Origin of the sequence: Collinsella sp. AF02-46-1 (assembly GCF_003465825.1) — a bacterium.
Classification (GTDB): Bacteria; Actinomycetota; Coriobacteriia; order Coriobacteriales; family Coriobacteriaceae; genus Collinsella.
In genome coordinates, this window is record NZ_QSBV01000009.1 from 57,586 (window position 1) to 75,402 (window position 17,817).

Genomic DNA, 17,817 nt, shown 5'->3' on the forward strand with positions numbered 1-17,817 from the left:
TGTCCTCCCTACTTGTCCATATCGATCAGGCCGTCCATAACGTGGACGGAAATTGTTCCTGTGTCGGGAAGATCGAGCACAACCTGCTCGATCACGGGAATCAGCACCTCGCCGTACCGATCACCCTCGACAACCCAAACATCGTTAGCGGGCGTCGACATGATCTCGACGATCGTGCCGAGCGAACCGAAGCGCTCGTCGACCACCTCGCGACCCATCAGGTCGGTATAGGCGGCGTCGAGCGAATCGAGCTCAAAGTCGTCACGATTTGCCAGCACATAGCATCCCGTGATGCCCTCGGCGGCCGTCAAGTCGTCAATGCCCTCAAACGAGACCAGATCGCCATCGCCCGTATCGGTGACGGACACGACCGTGCAAAAGCGGTCGCGCTTGAGCGCCGGCGGCGTCAGGGCGACGCGCATACCCGGCGTCAATACAGAAGGAAGCCCCCGCAGCGGCTGCGCGAGGACCTCCCCCTTCCTTCCGTGCGGCTTGACCACACGGGCGATGTTTTTGTACTGGGACCTCAAGGTCCTAGCCCAGAACCTCTACCTCGACAGCAGTGTCGAGGCGAGCGGCCAGCGCACGGGCGAGCGTGCGAATGGCCTTGATGGTACGGCCACGACGGCCGATGACCTTAGCGACGTCATCCTCGGCGACAGAAACCTCAATCGTAGAGGCGTCGTCACCATCGATGACCTCAAGGCTCACGGAATCCGGGTCGTCGACGATCTGAACAACGAGATATTCGACGAGATCGGCGATGCGATCTGAGAGCATTGCCTCACCCTCGAGCTGTGCAGCGTCAACCTCAGGCACGATTTACTCCTCGGCGCCCTCAGCGGCCTCAGCGGCAGCCTTAGCGGCCTCGGCCTCTTTGGCGAGCTGCTTCTTGGACTTCTTGACGGCGGTCTCGGTCTTCTCGCCCTCGTTGGCGGCCTTGACCAGAGCGGCGACAGCGTCGGTGAGCTGAGCACCCTTGGACTGCCAGTCGGCGATCTTCTCGAGGTCGAGGTTGATGGTCTTGGGGGCGGTCATCGGGTTGTAGCGGCCAACCTCCTCGATGATACGACCGTCACGCGGGGCGCGGGAATCGGCGACGACGACACGGTAGTACGGACGCTTCTTAGCGCCGTGACGAGCAAGGCGAATCTTGACTGCCAAAGGAAACTCCTCCAACCAAGCAGCTTTAGGCTGCAACTACAAACAAACAGTTGAACATAATACGCCATCGACGCGGGCAGGTGAAGTCCGTGAGACCAACTTCTTCGGTGTAGTCGAGGGCAAATCCATATCTTAGACAAGAATTCGGGATTTGCAAGCACATACACGCACCCCACATGAGCTGCGCGGTATACTCATGACATGGAAAGACGCGAACATACATACGGTTATGAGGATGCCATGGGCGTCACGCCGCCTCCCTGGACGGGTCCGGCGGTGGGCCTCATGGACCTCGATGCGTTTTTTGCGAGCGTGGAGATGCTCGATCATCCCGAATGGCGCGGAAAGCCGCTCATCGTGGGCGGAGACGCCGATTCGCGTGGCGTCGTGTCCACATGTTCGTATGAGGCACGTCGCTTTGGCGTGCACTCTGCCATGGCCTCGGCCGAGGCGCGGCGCTTGTGCCCGCAAGCCATTTGGACGCACGGGCACTTTGATCGCTACCGCGAGGTGAGCGCGCAGGTCATGGCGATTCTTGCCGAGGAGACGCCGCGCGTTGAGCGCGTATCCATCGACGAAGCCTTTATCGATATCACGCCGGGTCGCTTTGCGCCCGAAGACCCGCTACTGGTTGCGCGGCGTATAAGCGACCGCGTGGCAGCGCTGGGAGTGACCTGTTCCATTGGCGTGGGCTGCAACAAGACGGTCGCAAAGATCGCAAGCGAGCGTGACAAGCCGTTTGGATTGACGATTGTGCGCCCCGGAACCGAGCAGCGCTTTTTGGCCGCGCTGCCGGTATCTGCCATGAGCGGCATCGGGCGCTCGGCCGAGGAGCGACTGCGCCGTATGCGCATCTACACGCTCGGCGAGCTGTCACGCGCGCCGGAATCCACGCTAGCTGCAATTTTTGGCGTCAACGGCGAACGCATGCGCCAGCGTGCGCTGGGACTCGAAATCTCCGAAGTCACGAGTCTCGATGAAGAGCGTGAGGTCAAGTCGGTCAGCAATGAACGCACCTTTGCGAAAGATTTGACTGAGCGCGGGGACATCGAAGCGGCGATTGCGCTGCTGGGCGAGTCAGTGGGACGCCGCCTGCGCCGTCAGGGACTGACGGGCGGCACGGTAACGCTCAAGCTTAAGTATTCGTATGGAAGCGGTCGCTCGGCACAGCGCCGGCTGCCTCATCCGACCGACGATGAGAACATCTTTGTGGCGGTTGCGCTCGAACTGCTCGACAACATCTGGCAGGAAGGCATGCATGTTCGCTTAGCAGGCATCGGCATGAGCGACTTTGACCATCAGGGCGGCATCCAGACCGACCTGTTCTGCGAAGTCGACGACCGCGGAGCCCAATCCAGCGACCGCCGCGAGCTCTCCGTCGCGATCGACGCCGTCCGAGACAAGTTCGGCGACACCGCCCTATCCTTCGGCCGCCAATCCCGCTTCAACGATTAACCGCCTTTGGGCAAAAAGAAAGCCGGGCAGGTACGGAAAACCGCAACTGCCCGGCGAAATGCACGAGGCTAGCTAAAAAGCCCCGTATCAAATGTGCTGTTAGAGGAGGTTGAGGGGGAGCTGGGGGGCGTCACCCCAGAGCTTTTCTAGGCGGTAGAAGTCGCGGGCTTCGGGAGTGAAGACGTGGACGACGACCGAACCGTAGTCCATGAGCATCCAGGTCATCTGCTCGCGGCCCTCGATGGAGAACGGATGCTCGCCGCAAGCCTCGGCGACCTTCTCCTCGATCTCGTCGACGATAGAATCGACCTGGCGGTTGTTGGTACCGGTGGCAAGCACAAAGTAGTCGCACACGTCGGAAAGCTCGGTCAGGTTGAGCACCTGCACGTCCTCGCCCTTCTTGTCGTAGGCGGCCTGCGCGGCGGCGCGGGCGACATCCTCAGCGGCGACACCGCTCGCAGACAGCGAGGCGGCGGTGCGGTCGGACGTGGCAACGAAACTCTTGTGCTCCACACCTTCAAGAATCTGCTCGTCAGTCATGGTCTCGTCGGCCATGGAATACCTCTTTCTAGACACACCCGAGCTAGCGCAGCTGGGCGTAATGGTTGTAAATCGTAATAGCCGTGGGATAAAGATAGCGCCCGGACTGGATCACATAGACCAGACCCTGCGCAAAACAGGAGAAGAACAACTCGTCAAGCGTCGACTCCCCCACCATCTTGCGCAGCGCATGGGCATAGTCGCCGTGGCGGTTGGGCTCAATGGCATCGGCCACAAAGACCACCATATCGAGCGGCGTCATGTCGCAGGCGCCTACGGTGTGACGGTCGATAGCCTGGAAAACGGCCGGCGATAACTCGGGAAATAGCTGCGGAAGCTCATAGGCGGCAACCGGGCCATGCAGCAGCGGCGTCGCGGCGGAAGGAGAGCCGGCAACCTTGATGCCATAGTGAAGCGCGCGGGCCACGAGCTCGTCATCGGAAAGCACCTTGTCCCAGTCGTGAATTAAGCCGGCGGCAGCGGCATCAAAGCGGTCAACGCCGTAGACCTCGGCCAGATGAAGTGCGGTCTCGGCAACACCCAACGAATGCACATAGCGCTTGCGCTTATCTTTCATGCGAACATCGAGCAGCTCTTGAATGCGCTTGAGCAGCGCGCGCTCATCGCCCTCAAACTGATCCTCTACCGGCAACGTAGCCCCCATCACTCAAAATCTTCTTGACCCAGATCGACATACAAACTGCGCTTGCGAATGTAGCCGAGCACAGACTCGCTCGTAAGATAGCGCACGCTCATGCCGCGGGCAACTCGCTTACGAATGTTCGTCGAGCTGATCGCCAGCGCCGGAATCTGAATATAGCGCACATCGAACGGCAGCCCCGACTCTTTGATTCGGGCACGAGCCGTATCGATATCAAAACCCGGTCGCGTCGCCGCAATAAAGGTAGCAAGCTCAGCGATTCGCTCGGCATCATGCCAGGTCACAATATCGATAATCGCGTCGGCGCCCGTAATAAAGTAGAGCTTTACCTGCGGCGGGTAAAAGTCGCGAAGGGCATGAAGCGTATCGGCCGTATAGGTTACGCCCGGACGGTCAATCTCGAACCGGCTCGCCAAAAAGGCCGGGTTCGCGGCGGTGGCGAGGACAGTCATGGCATAACGGTCCTCGGCAGGCGTCACCGGCTTGTCAAGCTTAAAGGCGGGAGAGCCCGCCGGCATAAAGAGCACAGCGTCCAAGTCGAGCGACTCGCGTGCCTGCTCGGCAGTCACCAGGTGCCCGTAATGAATCGGGTCGAAGGTGCCGCCCATAATGCCAAGCCGAAACTCTTTGCCCACTTTTATGGGCAGCTCGGGCAAACCGATTCCACCGCGCAGCGACATGGCCTACTCGCCCTCCGAGGTCACGGCATCGTCCGCGGCATCCGCCGCATCGACAACCTCGACGCCCTCATCCGCAGCATCGGCCACGTCAATGGCCTCAACGGCAACGTCCTCGCCAGCGTCTTCGAGCTCCTCGTACTCCGAGAAGTCCTCAGCGCCCTCAAAGTCAAAGGCACGCTGGCAAATGCGGACCTCGTCGCCCGCACGGCAACCGGCCTTCTCGAGCGCGTCGTCAACACCCATACGCGCAAACTTATGCTGCAGGTAAATGACGGCTTCCTCGTTTTCCCAGTCGGTCTGGATGACCATGCGCTCGATGGCACGACCAACCACACGGAAGGCACCGGGCTCCTCCTGGACAATGCGGAACCGCTTCTCGCGCTGCAGACGGCGGCGCTCCCACTCCTCGTCGCGAAGATCGACCGGCTCATCGGAAACCGCCAGCTCGGCGCGAAGCTTAGCCACCTGCTCGCCCACGGCAAGCATCAGCGTATTGAGACCGGCGCCCGTCACAGCAGATACGGCAAAGAACATATGTCCATCGTCGAGCGCAGCGCGCTTGAGGTCGGCAATCTTGTCGGCCGTACCCGGCGCATCGCACTTGTTGGCGACGACGATCTGCGGACGCTCCGAAAGCTCGGCGCCATACTGCTCGAGCTCGCGATTGATGATGTGGTAATCCTCGACCGGATCGCGATCCTCAAAACCACCCGTCATGTCGACGACGTGCATGATCAGGGCCGTACGCTCGATGTGGCGTAAGAACTGGTGACCCAGGCCCTTACCCTCGCTCGCGCCTTCGATAAGACCGGGGACGTCGGCAACGACGTAAGAATATTCGCCGGCACGCACCATACCCAGATTGGGCACGAGCGTGGTAAACGGGTAGTCAGCAATCTTGGGGCGGGCGGCACTCATACGCGCGATAAGCGAGGACTTGCCCACCGAGGGAAAGCCCACGAGTGCGGCATCGGCCATAAGCTTCATCTCGAGCTCAATCCAGTGCTCCTCGGCCGGTTCGCCCAGCTGAGCGAACGCGGGCGCGCGGCGCACCGACGTCACAAAGTGCGTGTTGCCCAGGCCGCCGGCGCCACCGGGCGCCACGACAACGCGCTCGCCGTCGTGCACAAGATCGGCAATCTCGAACATCGGGGTCTGCGTCTCGGGATCGAGCTCGCGTACCACGGTGCCCATGGGAACCTTCAGGATCAGGTCCTCGCCGCTCTTGCCATTGCGACGAGCGCCCTGGCCGTGCGTGCCGCGCTCGGCGCGGAAGTGATGCTTAAAGCGGTAATCGATCAGCGAAGACAGCTGAGCATCGGCCTGGATGACGACATTGCCGCCACGACCGCCGTCGCCGCCATCGGGGCCGCCCTTGGGGACAAATGCCTCGCGCCTAAACGACATGCATCCGGCTCCGCCGTCGCCGCCGCACACGTTAATGCGGCTGATATCGGTGAACTGTGACAACAGAATCGCCTCCTACAAAAAGAGGGAGACCCTTGAATCCTAAAACTCAAGTGCCTCCCACATATGTGCTCTATGAAGGGTGAATTACGCGTTCGCGAGCGGGCGTACGCTGACCCTGTGCTTGATACCCTTGTGGAACTCAACGGTACCGTCGACCAGCGCGAACAGCGTGTCGTCCTTGCCACGGCCAACGTTCTCACCCGGGTGGATGTGAGTGCCGTGCTGACGGACGAGAATCGTGCCCGTGGTTACCGTCTGGCCGGCATAGCGCTTCGTGCCAAGGCGCTGACCGCGGGAGTCACGGCCATTACGGGAGGAACCGAGTCCTTTTTTGTGTGCCATTGTGTATACCTACTCTTTCGTTACGAGTGTAATCTACTCGGCGACGGGAGCCTCGGCAACAGCCTCGGCCTCTGCCTTGACAGCCTTCTTGGCGCGGGACGTAGCCTGGACCTTCACGATCTTCAGCTTGGTGAGCTGCTGACGGTGACCCTTCAGACGACGATAGCGCTTACGCTTGTGGAACTTGAAGACCAGCTGCTTCTCGCCCTTGAACTGCTCAACGATCTGAGCGGTAACCTTGGCCTTGGCCAGCTTGTCGGGATCGGTGACGATCTTCTTACCATCGTTGAGGAAGATGACCGGCAGGGTGACCTTGTCGCCCTCATTGCCCTCGATCTTCTCGACGGTGATGACATCGTCGGTGGCGACCTTGTACTGCTTGCCGCCCGTGTTAACGATTGCGTACATGTTTACTTGCCCTTCATGCATCAGTTAGTGCAACAGCCGAATATAGTAGCAGGCGAAAATACCCCCGTCAACGAGTATGTGGAGCAAATCCACAAGTTCGCACAGGTATGGGGCTGACGAGTCGGCCCTCGTCGTCCTCGCATGCTTGATTCTGACGCTCGACATCGTAGGAGCAGATGGTCACGAGGTCTTGCATACCGGTGGAAACAATAGGTGCATCCACGCCCGGGGTCAAGCCCTGCAACAAAACATCAGCTGCAGAAAGCAAAATTTCCGGACGCATGGAGCCCTCGTTATCGGCATGGGTGTCGAGCATGAGCACCAAATGGTCCGGGCGCTCCCCCGCCGTGAGCTCATAGCCCACGAGCGTGTGATCCAAATCCAAGCGCTTGCTTTTTTTGCCGCGCGCGTAGTCGATGCCATGGTCCGCGCGCAGCGTGTCGATCGCACGACGCACCTCGTCGGTGCTTACGGGCGCCTCGGGATCCAAGTGCAGGTCGATGCGATACGACAGACGCGTGAGTTGCGCCGTCAACGCCGGCGTGCGCACGTCGATATACGCCGCCTCGATGGGCGCCAGATCGGCCGGAGACGCCGCAGCCAGGCGCCCAAACGCCTCGTCGAGCGCCACGAACTCGGTCATAAACAGGTCATACCACTCGCAGATCGACGACGTACCCACCGGTAGCGCCGAAGAGAAGCCCACTCGCATGTGCGGAGAGAAGCCCTGCGTGACGGCATAGGGAAGTCCCGCACGGCGCACGATGCGCTCAATGGTATGGATTACTTCGAGATGGCCCAGGTACTTAAGGCGATCGCGCTTGCCATAGCGAACACGAAGCCTAAAGAGCGTGGGGTTGTCGGTCAGGCGCTCACTCATGCGCGATCACCCATCAATACATTCTTGGCGTGGAGCGTGGGGCAGATTCCGCAGCCGGTGCACGACGTGCGGGTGCAGTCGGGAGTCGTGACGCCCTCGAGCGAGCGACGGTACTCGCGCTCGAGGAAGCCGCGCGTGCAGCCGGGGCTCACGTGCTCCCACGGCAGGCGCCAGTCCAACTCGTAGGGCAGGTGCACGAGCTCATTGAGGTCGATGCCGTTTTTGGCAGCAGCCTCCTTCCAGTTATCGAGCGAGAAATGCTCTACCCAGGCGTCAAAGCGAGAGCCAGCGCGCCAAGCATCGATGATGACGGGCGTCATGTCACGACCGGCGCGGGAGAGCGCGGCCTCGATGAGCGAGGTCTCGGCATCGTGGTAATGCACGCGGACGGCACGGTTGCGAACGCTCGTGATAAGCAGCTTCTGGCGACGCTTGACGTCGTCGTAGTCGAGCTGCGGGCACCACTGGAACGGCGTGGCAGCCTTGGGAATAAAGACCGAGACCGAGATCGACACCGAGATCGAGCCGCGACGAGCCTTGGGCACCACGGAACGACCGAGCTCCAGCACGTGATCGGCCAGATTGGCGATGGCCACGATGTCCTCGTCGCGCTCGCCGGGAAGGCCCATCATAAAGTAGAGCTTCATGCGGTTCCAGCCGGCCTCGAAGGCCGCCGTGGCCGCACGGTCCAGGTCCTCCTCGGTCACGTTCTTGTTAATGATGTCGCGCATGCGCTGGCTGCCGGCCTCGGGTGCGAACGTCAGGCCGCCCTTCTTTTCGCCGGCGACCGACTCGGCCATATCCACGCCAAACGAATCCAGGCGCTGCGACGGAATAGACACGCGAATACCCGTATCCTCCAGGCGACGGTTGAGCCTGCCGAGCACGTCGCGAATGCAGGAGTGGTCGGTCGTGGAGAGCGAGGTCAGCGACACCTCGTCATAGCCGGTCTTTTCCAGACCCTGAATCACCGACGAGACGATCTGGTCGGCCGAGCGCTCGCGCACCGGGCGATACGTCATGCCGGCCTGGCAAAAACGACAGCCGCGAGCGCAGCCACGCAGGATCTCGATAGACAGGCGGTCGTGGACCAGCTGCGCATAGGGTACACACGACTGCGACAGCGGATTCGTGGCGCCGAAATCCTCGACGACGCGCTTGTAGACCACGACCGGAGCATCCTTGCCCTCACGCGGCACGGTGTAGCCATGCGGCGAGCAGGGCTCATCGTGACGAACCTCATAGAGCGACGGCACGTAGTTGCCGGCAATGGATGCAAGCTGCTCAACAATCTGCGCGCGCGGGACTCCTTCGTCGCGCAGGCGGCGATGCAGCTGGCAGGTCTCGAGCAGCGATTCCTCGCCCTCGCCGATGAGGATGGCATCGAAGAAGGCCGCGTACGGCTCGGGGTTGTACACCGAGGGGCCGCCGGCGATGATGATGGGGTCGTCTTCACCTCGGTCGGCCGCTAACAGCGGAATGCCAGCGAGGTCGAGTGCCTCAAGGAAGTTCGTCACCGCCATCTCGTGCGGCACATGCAGGCCGACGATATCAAACGAAGCGACCGGCGCTGCACCCTCGAGCGAGAGCAGCGGAATGCCTGCCTCGCGCATAGCGTCACCCATATCGGGCCACGGCACATAGCCACGCTCGCAGGAGATGCCCTCGGCCTGGTTAAGGATGTTGTAGAGGATGGCGATACCCTGGTTGGGCAGACCAACCTCGTACACATCCGGGTAGATCAGGCAGCAACGGTAGTCGGCATCGGCCTTGGAAAGCGTGCCCCACTCGTGATCGATATAGCGACTCGGCTTTTCGACCTTGGCGAGCAACGGCTCAATTAAATGAAAACAATCTTGGTACGGAACGCGCAACGGAAAACCCCTAAGCAGCGAGATCTGATGCGTCCTGATAGGACGCCATAGGACGGGTAGCGCCCGCGACCGTGGTCACCAGATCGCGAACGCGGGAGAACGTGGCAGTAACCACCTCGTTGGCACGGCTGTAGTCGACATCGCGTTCGTAGAGCGAAACGAGCGCACGGCCCATGCCATAGGTGCCCGCGGCAGCAGTGAGCGCCTTGACGGCAAACCCAATATGCGGCGTCTGCTTGACGAGCGCGCGGGTGACCGCGCGGATCACAAGACCGCCGACAAGCACGCCCGCGACCTCGTAGCCGCGCTCAGGCTTAATGCCGCGTCCAAAGACGGCAGCGAGCTCAAAGAGCATGCCCACCTGCGCCAGCGCCATAACGGGATAATCGGCGCCCGGCAAAAACACCAGCGCACCGGTCGCCATATTAGTGAGCGCGCACGAGGTGATGATACGATTGGCCGCCGCGATGCGCATGAAGGCAAAGTTCGCCGCAAAAGCCGTTTCCTTTTCGGTGCGATCGAGAATCCAGCGGGCAAGCGTCTCGAGCAGATACGTCTTATCGGTTGCCGCCACCACGCCGAGCATGGGCGTGGACTCCTCGATAAACGGCACCTCCACAGCTGACTCGGCAAGCACGCACACGGGTGCGCCGGCGATCACGAGCTCCTGCACGGCACTCTCCAAGCGGTCGGAACCGCACGAGAGCACCAGTACCACATCGGTATCGGTCTTTGGAGCAATTCGCTCCTCCCCCAGACGCTCGACGCGCACAATGCCCGAGGTCGTCTGCGGCACAAAGGCGTCACGCACCGTCTCGGCCAGAAAGCGCGAGGCGGACGAATCCAAATAGACCGAGACGCGCACCGGCGTATCGGAATCCTTCTTAACGGACGCGCCCATCTTAAAAGCGCGGGTCAGCTTATCTACGGGAATTTTCATAGCAAACCCCTCCAGCGGTTACGCGGCGCCCGAACGATGCCGCCATATGGATTGTACGATACCCACCGTCAGCAGCTGAATCATCATCGAAGACGAACCGAAGCTAATAAACGGTAGCGGAATACCGGTAATCGGCATCATGCCAATGCACATGCCGATGTTTTCGAAGGTCTGGAACGCCCACATGCCAACGATGCCCACACACGATAGGCGCAAGAACAGCGACTCACACTTAAAGGCGACGCGAATCGTCGAAAAGATCAGCAGCACGTAGAGGCATAGGAGCAAAAAGGAACCGCAAAAGCCAAAGGTCTCGGACAGGAAGGCGAAGACGAAGTCAGTGTGGAACTCGGGCAGAAAGCCGCCGGCCGACTGCGTCGCATGGCCCAAACCCTTACCAAAGAAGCCACCCGAGCCAACGGCGATAAGCGACTGCTGCAGGTTGTAGGCATCGTCCGAATCGGCATTATCGGGGTCGATAAAGACCGTCAGGCGGTTCATCTGATACTGCTTGATGAGCACATCGTGGCCGAGCAACGAATCAAAGACCGAATCGAGCGCCAGGACGAGGGCTACCAGGCCCACGAGCAGGGCCAGGGTCGACAGCACCCATTCGCGGCGCGCACCGCTCATGCAGATGACGATGGCGCCCGAGACCAGCACGACCAGGCCCGAGCCCAGGTCGCCCATGGCGACGACGGCCAAAAACGGGATGGACAGCATGCCGCAGAGCTTGACGTAGTCGCGAACGGTATCGATGCGGCCGTTATACTGCGAGCCAAGCGTGGCAATAAAGAAGATGGTGATGAGCTTGGCAAGCTCGACCGGCTGGAATGTCAAGCCGATACCGGGAATCTTGATCCAGCCCGTCATGCCCAGACCGCCCGTATAGGACAGACCCGGAATCTTGGGCGAGAAGATCACGATCAGGTCGATGACGAGCAACGCCGTCGAGAAATTGGAAATACCGCGCAGGTCGGTACGCCAGACCAGCACCGCCAGCAACGCCCCGATACCAATTCCCAGCAGATGGCGTGAGAACGAAGCATCGGCCTTAAACTGCGAAGCCGACCAGATAATGATGGCACCGTAGGCGACGAGCGCCACTGTGGCCACGAGCACACCGATATGCACCTTTTGGCGAAACGTGCCGCGCGAGGCCGAAAGTTGCTTGTTGACACGGTCCAGGCTGCTGCGAGAGCCGGTCTTGGTTGAACGGAACAGATCCGCCGGAGAAAAATCCATCGCAACCTCCTATCGAACCGAAGAATCGCCCGAGGCCGAAGAGGTATCGGGCTCGTCATAAATCACGCCGAGCACATCGCGCACGACATGCATCGCGGTATCTGAGCCACCGCCGCCCTGCTCCAGGACAGTAGCGATGACATACTTGGGATCATCGGCCGGCGCATAGGCGCAAAACCACGCGTATTCGTCCTCGCCGCTTTTCTCGCCCGTGCCCGACTTGCCGTACACCTGCGGCGTCAGGGTGCCAAAGTGAGCCGCCAAGGACGTCGATGCCGTGTAAATCACGTCGTGCATGCCGTTGCGAACAAGAGCCAAATCCGAATCGCTGTTGATCTTGGCCTCCAGGCGCTTCTTCTTGCCCTTGCCGTTGTACTTATAGGCATCGCCGTCGCCATCGCGCGACACGGCAGACAAAAACACGTGAGGCACGTACTGTTTGCCGCCGTTGGCAAGGCCCATGTAGGCGCATGCCATCTGCAGAGGCGTCACCAAAATGTCGCCCTGGCCGATGGCGATGTTGGTCATATCGCCGGCATTCCACTTGCGGTCTTCGGCAGAGGCGTCGGTAAAGTACGACTCTTTCCACTCGGCATCGGGAATACGGCCCGCGCCCTCACTCGGCAGATCGATACCGCAGGTCTTGCCTAGGCCCCAGCGACGAAAGACCTCCTGCAGCCCCTCGGAATGTTGCTCGTCATAAAAGAACGCCTTGCCCATGTCGTAGAAGACGGGGTCGCACGAGTTGGCGATACCCGACTGCAGCGTCATGGTGCCGTGGCCAGACGTCAACCAGCAGCGCTTGCCCCAAGCCTTGCCCAAGCCCGTCCAATAGCCCGTGCAGTTGGTTGTCTGTGTTGAAGTGTAGGTTCCAAACTCAAGACCGGCCAGTGCCGAGAGCGGCTTGATGGTCGAGGCCGACATGTACTGTCCGCTAATGGCGCGGTTGAGCAGCGGGTGCGAACCCTTGTCATCATTGAGCTCGGTCCACACGTCATTTGAGACGCCGCCGATAAAGACGGACGGATCGAACTTGGGCTCGCTCGCCATGCCCAGGATCTCGCCATTGTTGGGATCGAGACACACCACAGCGCCGTTGCCGGCATTGCTGTAGCCAGTGGTCTTGGCAAGCTCGATGGCGCTCGCCAGCGCCGTCTCACAGGCCTGTTGGATCTTAAGATCGAGCGTGAGCTTAATGTCGGAGCCGGCCTTGGCGGGCACGGCGCCGGCCTGACCGGTCACATTGCCCGAGGCATCGACCTTGACGGTCTGCTCGCCACGAATACCCTGCAGCAGGTTTTCGTAGTAGCTCTCAACACCCGCCTGGCCCACGATATCGCCCGACTGGTACGTAATCCGGCCAGCAGAAGCATCATCATCACCAGAGGTTTTCTTATTCTGGGCCTCGAGCTGCTCGGAGGTAATGGTGCCGGTATAGCCCAAGATATGGCATGCCGTCTCGCCATATGGATACTGGCGCTCGGTACGCTCGGCAATCTTGACGCCCGGGAACTCGCCGGCGTGCTCCTGAATATAGGCAACCGTGGAGCGACGGACGTCCGTCGCGATGGTATGCAGGCTCTGAGCGCCCTCGGAATTGTCCTGAATATTGCGCAGCACCGCCACGTAGGGCATACCGAGCACGTTGGCAAGATGGCGAACCAGAACCTCATCCTCGGCAAGGTCGCGGTAGGCCACGACAGCAAGTGAGGGACGGTTCTGGACAAGCGCCACGCCATTGCGGTCGAGGATGCGGCCGCGCACAGCGGGTGTGGTAACGGTGCGCGTCTGATTGCTATTAGCCTGCTTTTCGTAATAGTCCGACGAGACCATCTGCATGCCCCACAGCTTGACGGCAAGCGCCGCGAACATCGCGCCCACACCCGTGGTGAGGATGGAGAAGCGGCCCTTAAAGGCGGTCGCCGCGGTATTGCCCTCGCCCTCGGTGGCGCGCGGGGCCGTCCCATGCTGCGTATCGTAGGTAAAACGAGAATCGCCGCGACGCATAATGACCAGTGCGACCACGATGGCCACAACCAGCACGATACCGGCGATAATAACCGTCATCTGGGAAGACATCTACGAGCCTCCCCTATTTGAGCTTACGGGTCTTGGGCTTAAAGCGCATGCCCGTCTGGCGTCCGCCACGTGCGGAGAATCCATAACCGGACTGCGGCACGACGCCGGACATCAAAAACGGAATGGCAACCAGACCCGTCAGGATCGAAGACGGCAGCGCATGGCCGAAGATCGCCACGACAAAGCTCGTCTCCAAACCCATAAACAGCAAGATGATGCTGTAGATCACATTAATGACGAACGCGAAGGCGCCCACCGTGATGCCGCGCGCACTCGGGGCACCGCCCGTCTGACCGGCAGCGCTATGCACCAGGGCAAAAGAACCCACGGTCAGCAGGAGCGACATAACGCCCACCGGCACGGCAGCGGAAAGGTCATAGAACAAGCCGCTGCAAAAACCGCACACGACGGCACGGGTCGGGTCGCCCGAGAACACGCTTAGGCACACCAGGATAATCATAAAGTTGACGCGACCGCCCGCAATGGAGATCTGCGGTGCCAGGCCTGCCTGCAGCAGCACGCACACAATGGCGGCGATTACAAACGTGCGGGAGCTCATCCCCTGCTCGTGTAGATCCATGGACATGCCCCCTATTCGCTCGAGCCGGAATCGGTCGTCTCGGACGTGTCGGAACTGTCATCCGGGCTCTCGTCCTTCGTCTTGGTCGCAGCATCGCGCGACGTTCCCTGCGGCGTGCTGTTGGCCGTGTTCACGTCCTCATCCGAGGCCGACTGTTCGTCGGTCAGCGAGGTAATGACCAGCACTTCCTCGTTGTTCTCGGCCGTCGTCTGGGCGCGCACCACAATGGTGTAGTACACGTCGTTAGCCGATTTCTCAACAGACGAGACGGTGCCGAGCGGTAGACCCTTGGGGAACACACCGCCAATGCCCGAGGTCACGATGATGTCGCCAACCTTAACGTCGGAATCGACGCTCACGTACTCAAGACGCAGCGTGCCGTCAGCCTGACCCTGCAGCATGCCCTGGGCGCGCGTGTCCTGCACCATAGCGGACACGCCCGAGTTCTCATCGCCAATCAGGCGCACGGTGGACGTCTTGGCCGAGACCTCAATAATCTGGCCTATGACACCGGCAGAACTCGTCACAGGCATGTTGATGGTAAGACCGTCGGCAGAACCCTTATCGATGGTGACGGTCGAGGTCCAGGCATCGCCCGAAGCGCCGACGATACGAGCTGCGGTTGATTTGAGGTTGTAGGTCGACTGCAGGCCGACCAGCCCCTCCAGTCGCTCGGCGGTCTTTTGAGCCTCGGAGAGCTCGGCAACCTTAGAGGTCAGTTCCTCGTTTTGCTTCTTAAGCTCGTCAAGCGTGTCCTGCGACGCCGTAAGGTTAGAGAACACGTTACCGATCGCATTGAAGGGAGCCGCCACAGCCGAGCCCACAAAGCGCACCGGCGAGGTAATCGTCGTCACGCCCGAGCGCACGGCATGAATCGGTCCTGCCTCGCCCTCGCGGATGTAAAACGTGAGCAGCAACACCGAAATCAGGCTGAAAACAATCAACGGGCGCATACCCGTTGATTGTCGCTTGGTATTCAGATTTGTGGAGAAACCCGAAGATCGTGCCAAATGGAATCCACCTTTTGGAAATTAAGCATTGGTCTGGACGAAGCCGCCATCAAACGCATTGGCCTCGAGCACGCGGGCACAGCCGTTAACGACGTTATCGAGCGCCGTGGGGCTAACGTTGACCGAAACACCGGTCTCATCGCGCAGGCGCACGTCGAGACCGCGCAGCAGCGCGCCGCCACCGGTCAGCAAAATGCCGTAGTACATAAGGTCCGAGGCAAGATCGGGAGGCGTAGCGTCGAGTGCGTCCTTGACGGCCTTGGCCATCTCGTCGAGCGGCTTGTTGAGCGCGCGACGAATCTCCTCGCTCTCGATGCGCACGGTCTTGGGCAGACCGGTGATCACGTCGCGGCCGTTGACCTCAACGTCGAGCTCGTCCTTGAGCGGCACGGCGGAACCGACCTTGATCTTGATGTCCTCTGCCGTACGCTCGCCGATGGCCAGGTTGTAGGCATCACGAACGTGCGTGAGGATGGCCTGATCGAACTCGTCGCCGGCAATACGAATGGACTGCGAGACGACGATGCCGCCCATAGCGATAACGGCGACCTCGGTGGTACCGCCGCCGATGTCGATGACCATGGAGCCGGTGGGTTCCTCGACGGGCAGGTCGGCGCCGATAGCGGCTGCCATAGGCTCTTCGATCAGATAGGCCTGGCGGGCACCGGCCTGGATCGTGGCCTCAAAGACAGCGCGCTTCTCAACCGACGTGACACCGGAGGGAACGCAGACGACAACACGCGGACGCGGAGTCCACGGATAGCGCTTCTCGGACGCCTTATCGATAAAGTAGCGAAGCATGGCCTCGGTAACATCGAAGTCGGCGATGACGCCGTCCTTCAGGGGACGAACGGCCACGATGTTGCCGGGCGTACGGCCGAGCATGCGCTTTGCCTCGATACCGACCGCCAAGATGCGCTCGTCGTTCTTGTCGATGGCGACAACAGAGGGCTCGCGAATGACGATGCCCTTGCCGCGCACGGAGACAAGCGTATTTGCGGTGCCGAGGTCGATGGCAAGATCGCCCGCATAGCTACCGAAGAACATATCCATCAAAGAAAACAACGCAACTCCTGATGTGTTGGATGATTGCTGGAAAACTACTAGCTCATCATACTAGCGCAAGCCCGGCACCTCACTTGCGGTGAAGCGCCGGGCAAAGCTAAATCCCATAAGGTCACTACTGGTTGTCAGCAGCCGAGAAATCCATATCGAGCGAAGAAACGGCCCAGCCGATATGGTTGTCGGAGCGCACGAATTTGACGGTGTACTCCTGCTCGCCGCCCTTGGACAGCGATGCCTTCACCTTGGCGGTCGTCTCGGTCATGGACTGATCCATGCCCTCGACGGACACGGTGGCACCCTGCGGAATCGAGGAGATGATCATCGACTTAGCGTCCTCGGACAGGCTCGAGGCCAGGCAAGACTCGGCCTTTGCGGCGTCACCGTCGCCGGCAGCCTGGAACAGATCGGTAACGACAGACTCCTGAGACGGGAAGCCAAAGCCGCGCGTGTAGGCAAAGCCCAGACCGCCGGCAGCGATCACGATGAGCAGAAGCAGCACGATGAAGACTTTGAGACCCGTATGGCGATGGCGACGACGGACCTTGGCCTGCTTACGATCCTGACGGTCCTGCTGGACCATCTCGGACTCGGACAGCGTAAAGAAGCCGGTGTCCGAGGGATCAGGCATAAACTGACCGGTCGCGCCCGTAGGATCGAGCGGATCGACGGCAGGAGCGTCCATCGCGGGCGCCGGAGCCGTGGCCATAGCCGTCTGGGCAGACAGCGCGGCAAGCGAATCCTGCACGCGGGCAAGCTCATCGGCCTGCTCGGAGGTGAGCTGGTAGATGCCATCGGCAGTAGCGGCATTAAAGGCGTCGAGTGCGTCGGAGGGACGGCCGGCGGCAGAAAGCGCCTGACCCATGCCGGCGTTGAGCGCACGCGTGTCGTCGCGGGGGCCGGCAAAGTCGATAGCCGTGCGGTAAGTCTCCACGGCATCCGCCGGACGGCCGAGCTTAATGAAGCAACGACCGAGCTCGCCGAGTGCGGCGGCAGGAGCCGGATTGGCGCCGTCGATGGCAGCCTGACGGAAGGCGGTTCCCGCGTTGGCATAGTCGCCCGACTGGAACAGCGCATTGCCCAGGCCCAGATAGGCCTTGAACGGCGTGGCATAGGAAGCATCCTGCGTAGCGGCAGAGAAAGCCTGAGCGGCCGTCGTGTAGTCGCCCACGGCGGCGAGCGCCTTGCCGCGGTTGGTGAGCAGCGCGCCGCGCTTGCCGTAGGTACCGTCGTTGAGGGCGGCGGCATAGGCCTCGGCGGCCTCGGCATACATGCCCAGGTGCATCAAGGCGTTGCCACGAAGGTGATCGGCCTCGCCCATAATCTCATCGGGAGTCTTTGCCGCCCCAAGCATCTGGGCTGCAGCGGAAAAATCACCCGCGCGGTAAGCGGCGCGGCCCTGTTGGATCAGCTGGCTATTCAAGGAA

General features: G+C 60.9%; 19 protein-coding genes. 1 reads left to right on the plus strand and 18 read right to left on the minus strand.

Annotation, left to right across the window (positions count from 1 at the left end; genetic code table 11):
- Positions 1–8 precede the first annotated feature (8 nt).
- The 3 genes from rimM to rpsP are packed head-to-tail and all read right to left on the minus strand — an operon-like array spanning position 9 to position 1,164.
- Positions 9–530 carry a ribosome maturation factor RimM gene (rimM, locus tag DWV20_RS05110; RefSeq protein WP_118256521.1) on the minus strand — a complete coding sequence of 174 codons (522 nt, stop codon included), beginning with the start codon at positions 528–530 and terminating at the stop codon, positions 9–11.
- A 4-nt stretch (positions 531–534) separates the two neighbouring features.
- The gene (locus tag DWV20_RS05115; RefSeq protein ID WP_171021534.1) at positions 535–780 is read right to left on the minus strand and encodes a KH domain-containing protein; all 246 of its coding nucleotides are present in this window, start codon (positions 778–780) and stop codon (positions 535–537) included.
- A 42-nt stretch (positions 781–822) separates the two neighbouring features.
- Complete coding sequence (gene rpsP / locus DWV20_RS05120; protein WP_118256522.1) at positions 823–1,164, minus strand: 30S ribosomal protein S16; 342 nt, start codon at positions 1,162–1,164, stop codon at positions 823–825.
- A 201-nt stretch (positions 1,165–1,365) separates the two neighbouring features.
- Here rpsP and dinB point away from each other — a divergent pair, with 201 nt between their 5' ends.
- The gene (gene dinB, locus DWV20_RS05125) at positions 1,366–2,619 is read left to right on the plus strand and encodes a DNA polymerase IV (RefSeq protein WP_199581792.1); all 1,254 of its coding nucleotides are present in this window, start codon (positions 1,366–1,368) and stop codon (positions 2,617–2,619) included.
- Positions 2,620–2,718: 99 nt separating this feature from the next.
- Here dinB and rsfS read toward each other — a convergent pair whose 3' ends face one another.
- From rsfS to DWV20_RS05200, 15 genes are all read right to left on the minus strand, one after another.
- Complete coding sequence (gene rsfS / locus DWV20_RS05130; RefSeq protein WP_118256524.1) at positions 2,719–3,174, minus strand: ribosome silencing factor; 456 nt, start codon at positions 3,172–3,174, stop codon at positions 2,719–2,721.
- A gap of 28 nt (positions 3,175–3,202) precedes the next feature.
- Positions 3,203–3,736: a bis(5'-nucleosyl)-tetraphosphatase (symmetrical) YqeK gene (gene yqeK / locus DWV20_RS05135; RefSeq protein ID WP_370448152.1), complete on the minus strand. Its 534-nt coding sequence runs from the start codon at positions 3,734–3,736 to the stop codon at positions 3,203–3,205.
- An 86-nt stretch (positions 3,737–3,822) separates the two neighbouring features.
- Entirely contained in the window at positions 3,823–4,500 is a 678-nt protein-coding gene (gene nadD, locus DWV20_RS05140) for a nicotinate-nucleotide adenylyltransferase (RefSeq protein ID WP_118256526.1), read from the minus strand.
- Positions 4,501–4,503: 3 nt separating this feature from the next.
- Entirely contained in the window at positions 4,504–5,970 is a 1,467-nt protein-coding gene (gene obgE, locus DWV20_RS05145) for a GTPase ObgE (protein WP_199581793.1), read from the minus strand.
- A gap of 84 nt (positions 5,971–6,054) precedes the next feature.
- Positions 6,055–6,312 (minus strand): 50S ribosomal protein L27, encoded by a 258-nt coding sequence (rpmA, locus tag DWV20_RS05150; RefSeq protein WP_006236075.1) that lies wholly within the window; start codon positions 6,310–6,312, stop codon positions 6,055–6,057.
- Positions 6,313–6,345: 33 nt separating this feature from the next.
- Positions 6,346–6,720: a 50S ribosomal protein L21 gene (rplU, locus tag DWV20_RS05155; RefSeq protein ID WP_035138585.1), complete on the minus strand. Its 375-nt coding sequence runs from the start codon at positions 6,718–6,720 to the stop codon at positions 6,346–6,348.
- A gap of 67 nt (positions 6,721–6,787) precedes the next feature.
- On the minus strand, positions 6,788–7,600 hold the full coding sequence (locus DWV20_RS05160; RefSeq protein WP_055249994.1) for a TIGR03936 family radical SAM-associated protein: 813 nt from the start codon (positions 7,598–7,600) through the stop codon (positions 6,788–6,790).
- Positions 7,597–9,474 (minus strand): TIGR03960 family B12-binding radical SAM protein, encoded by a 1,878-nt coding sequence (locus DWV20_RS05165; protein WP_118256528.1) that lies wholly within the window; start codon positions 9,472–9,474, stop codon positions 7,597–7,599. The genes DWV20_RS05160 and DWV20_RS05165 overlap by 4 nt, the downstream gene beginning before the upstream one ends.
- Positions 9,475–9,484: 10 nt before the next feature.
- Entirely contained in the window at positions 9,485–10,414 is a 930-nt protein-coding gene (locus DWV20_RS05170) for a YcjF family protein (protein WP_117637228.1), read from the minus strand.
- A gap of 18 nt (positions 10,415–10,432) precedes the next feature.
- The gene (locus DWV20_RS05175) at positions 10,433–11,659 is read right to left on the minus strand and encodes an FtsW/RodA/SpoVE family cell cycle protein (protein WP_099431830.1); all 1,227 of its coding nucleotides are present in this window, start codon (positions 11,657–11,659) and stop codon (positions 10,433–10,435) included.
- Between the two features lie 9 nt (positions 11,660–11,668).
- Entirely contained in the window at positions 11,669–13,738 is a 2,070-nt protein-coding gene (mrdA, locus tag DWV20_RS05180; protein ID WP_117736660.1) for a penicillin-binding protein 2, read from the minus strand.
- A gap of 13 nt (positions 13,739–13,751) precedes the next feature.
- Positions 13,752–14,318 carry a hypothetical protein gene (locus DWV20_RS05185; RefSeq protein ID WP_117583249.1) on the minus strand — a complete coding sequence of 189 codons (567 nt, stop codon included), beginning with the start codon at positions 14,316–14,318 and terminating at the stop codon, positions 13,752–13,754.
- An 11-nt stretch (positions 14,319–14,329) separates the two neighbouring features.
- A complete protein-coding gene (gene mreC, locus DWV20_RS05190; RefSeq protein ID WP_117564242.1) occupies positions 14,330–15,271 on the minus strand; it encodes a rod shape-determining protein MreC in 942 nt (313 codons plus the stop codon).
- Between the two features lie 78 nt (positions 15,272–15,349).
- The gene (locus DWV20_RS05195; RefSeq protein WP_006236061.1) at positions 15,350–16,381 is read right to left on the minus strand and encodes a rod shape-determining protein; all 1,032 of its coding nucleotides are present in this window, start codon (positions 16,379–16,381) and stop codon (positions 15,350–15,352) included.
- Between the two features lie 127 nt (positions 16,382–16,508).
- Positions 16,509–17,813 (minus strand): tetratricopeptide repeat protein, encoded by a 1,305-nt coding sequence (locus DWV20_RS05200; RefSeq protein ID WP_233539780.1) that lies wholly within the window; start codon positions 17,811–17,813, stop codon positions 16,509–16,511.
- Positions 17,814–17,817 lie beyond the last annotated feature (4 nt).

Bases quoted from the DNA above. Each gene is read 5' to 3' on its own strand.
- DWV20_RS05115 (WP_171021534.1), bottom strand. From the start codon at position 780: ATGCTCTCAGATCGCATCGCCGATCTCGTCGAATATCTCGTTGTTCAG.
- dinB (WP_199581792.1), top strand. From the start codon at position 1,366: ATGGAAAGACGCGAACATACATACGGTTATGAGGATGCCATGGGCGTC.
- rsfS (WP_118256524.1), bottom strand. From the start codon at position 3,174: ATGGCCGACGAGACCATGACTGACGAGCAGATTCTTGAAGGTGTGGAG.
- yqeK (WP_370448152.1), bottom strand. From the start codon at position 3,736: ATGAAAGATAAGCGCAAGCGCTATGTGCATTCGTTGGGTGTTGCCGAG.
- nadD (WP_118256526.1), bottom strand. From the start codon at position 4,500: ATGTCGCTGCGCGGTGGAATCGGTTTGCCCGAGCTGCCCATAAAAGTG.
- rpmA (WP_006236075.1), bottom strand. From the start codon at position 6,312: ATGGCACACAAAAAAGGACTCGGTTCCTCCCGTAATGGCCGTGACTCC.
- rplU (WP_035138585.1), bottom strand. From the start codon at position 6,720: ATGTACGCAATCGTTAACACGGGCGGCAAGCAGTACAAGGTCGCCACC.
- DWV20_RS05160 (WP_055249994.1), bottom strand. From the start codon at position 7,600: ATGAGTGAGCGCCTGACCGACAACCCCACGCTCTTTAGGCTTCGTGTT.
- DWV20_RS05170 (WP_117637228.1), bottom strand. From the start codon at position 10,414: ATGAAAATTCCCGTAGATAAGCTGACCCGCGCTTTTAAGATGGGCGCG.
- DWV20_RS05175 (WP_099431830.1), bottom strand. From the start codon at position 11,659: ATGGATTTTTCTCCGGCGGATCTGTTCCGTTCAACCAAGACCGGCTCT.
- mrdA (WP_117736660.1), bottom strand. From the start codon at position 13,738: ATGTCTTCCCAGATGACGGTTATTATCGCCGGTATCGTGCTGGTTGTG.
- DWV20_RS05185 (WP_117583249.1), bottom strand. From the start codon at position 14,318: ATGGATCTACACGAGCAGGGGATGAGCTCCCGCACGTTTGTAATCGCC.
- mreC (WP_117564242.1), bottom strand. From the start codon at position 15,271: ATGCGCCCGTTGATTGTTTTCAGCCTGATTTCGGTGTTGCTGCTCACG.
- DWV20_RS05195 (WP_006236061.1), bottom strand. From the start codon at position 16,381: ATGGATATGTTCTTCGGTAGCTATGCGGGCGATCTTGCCATCGACCTC.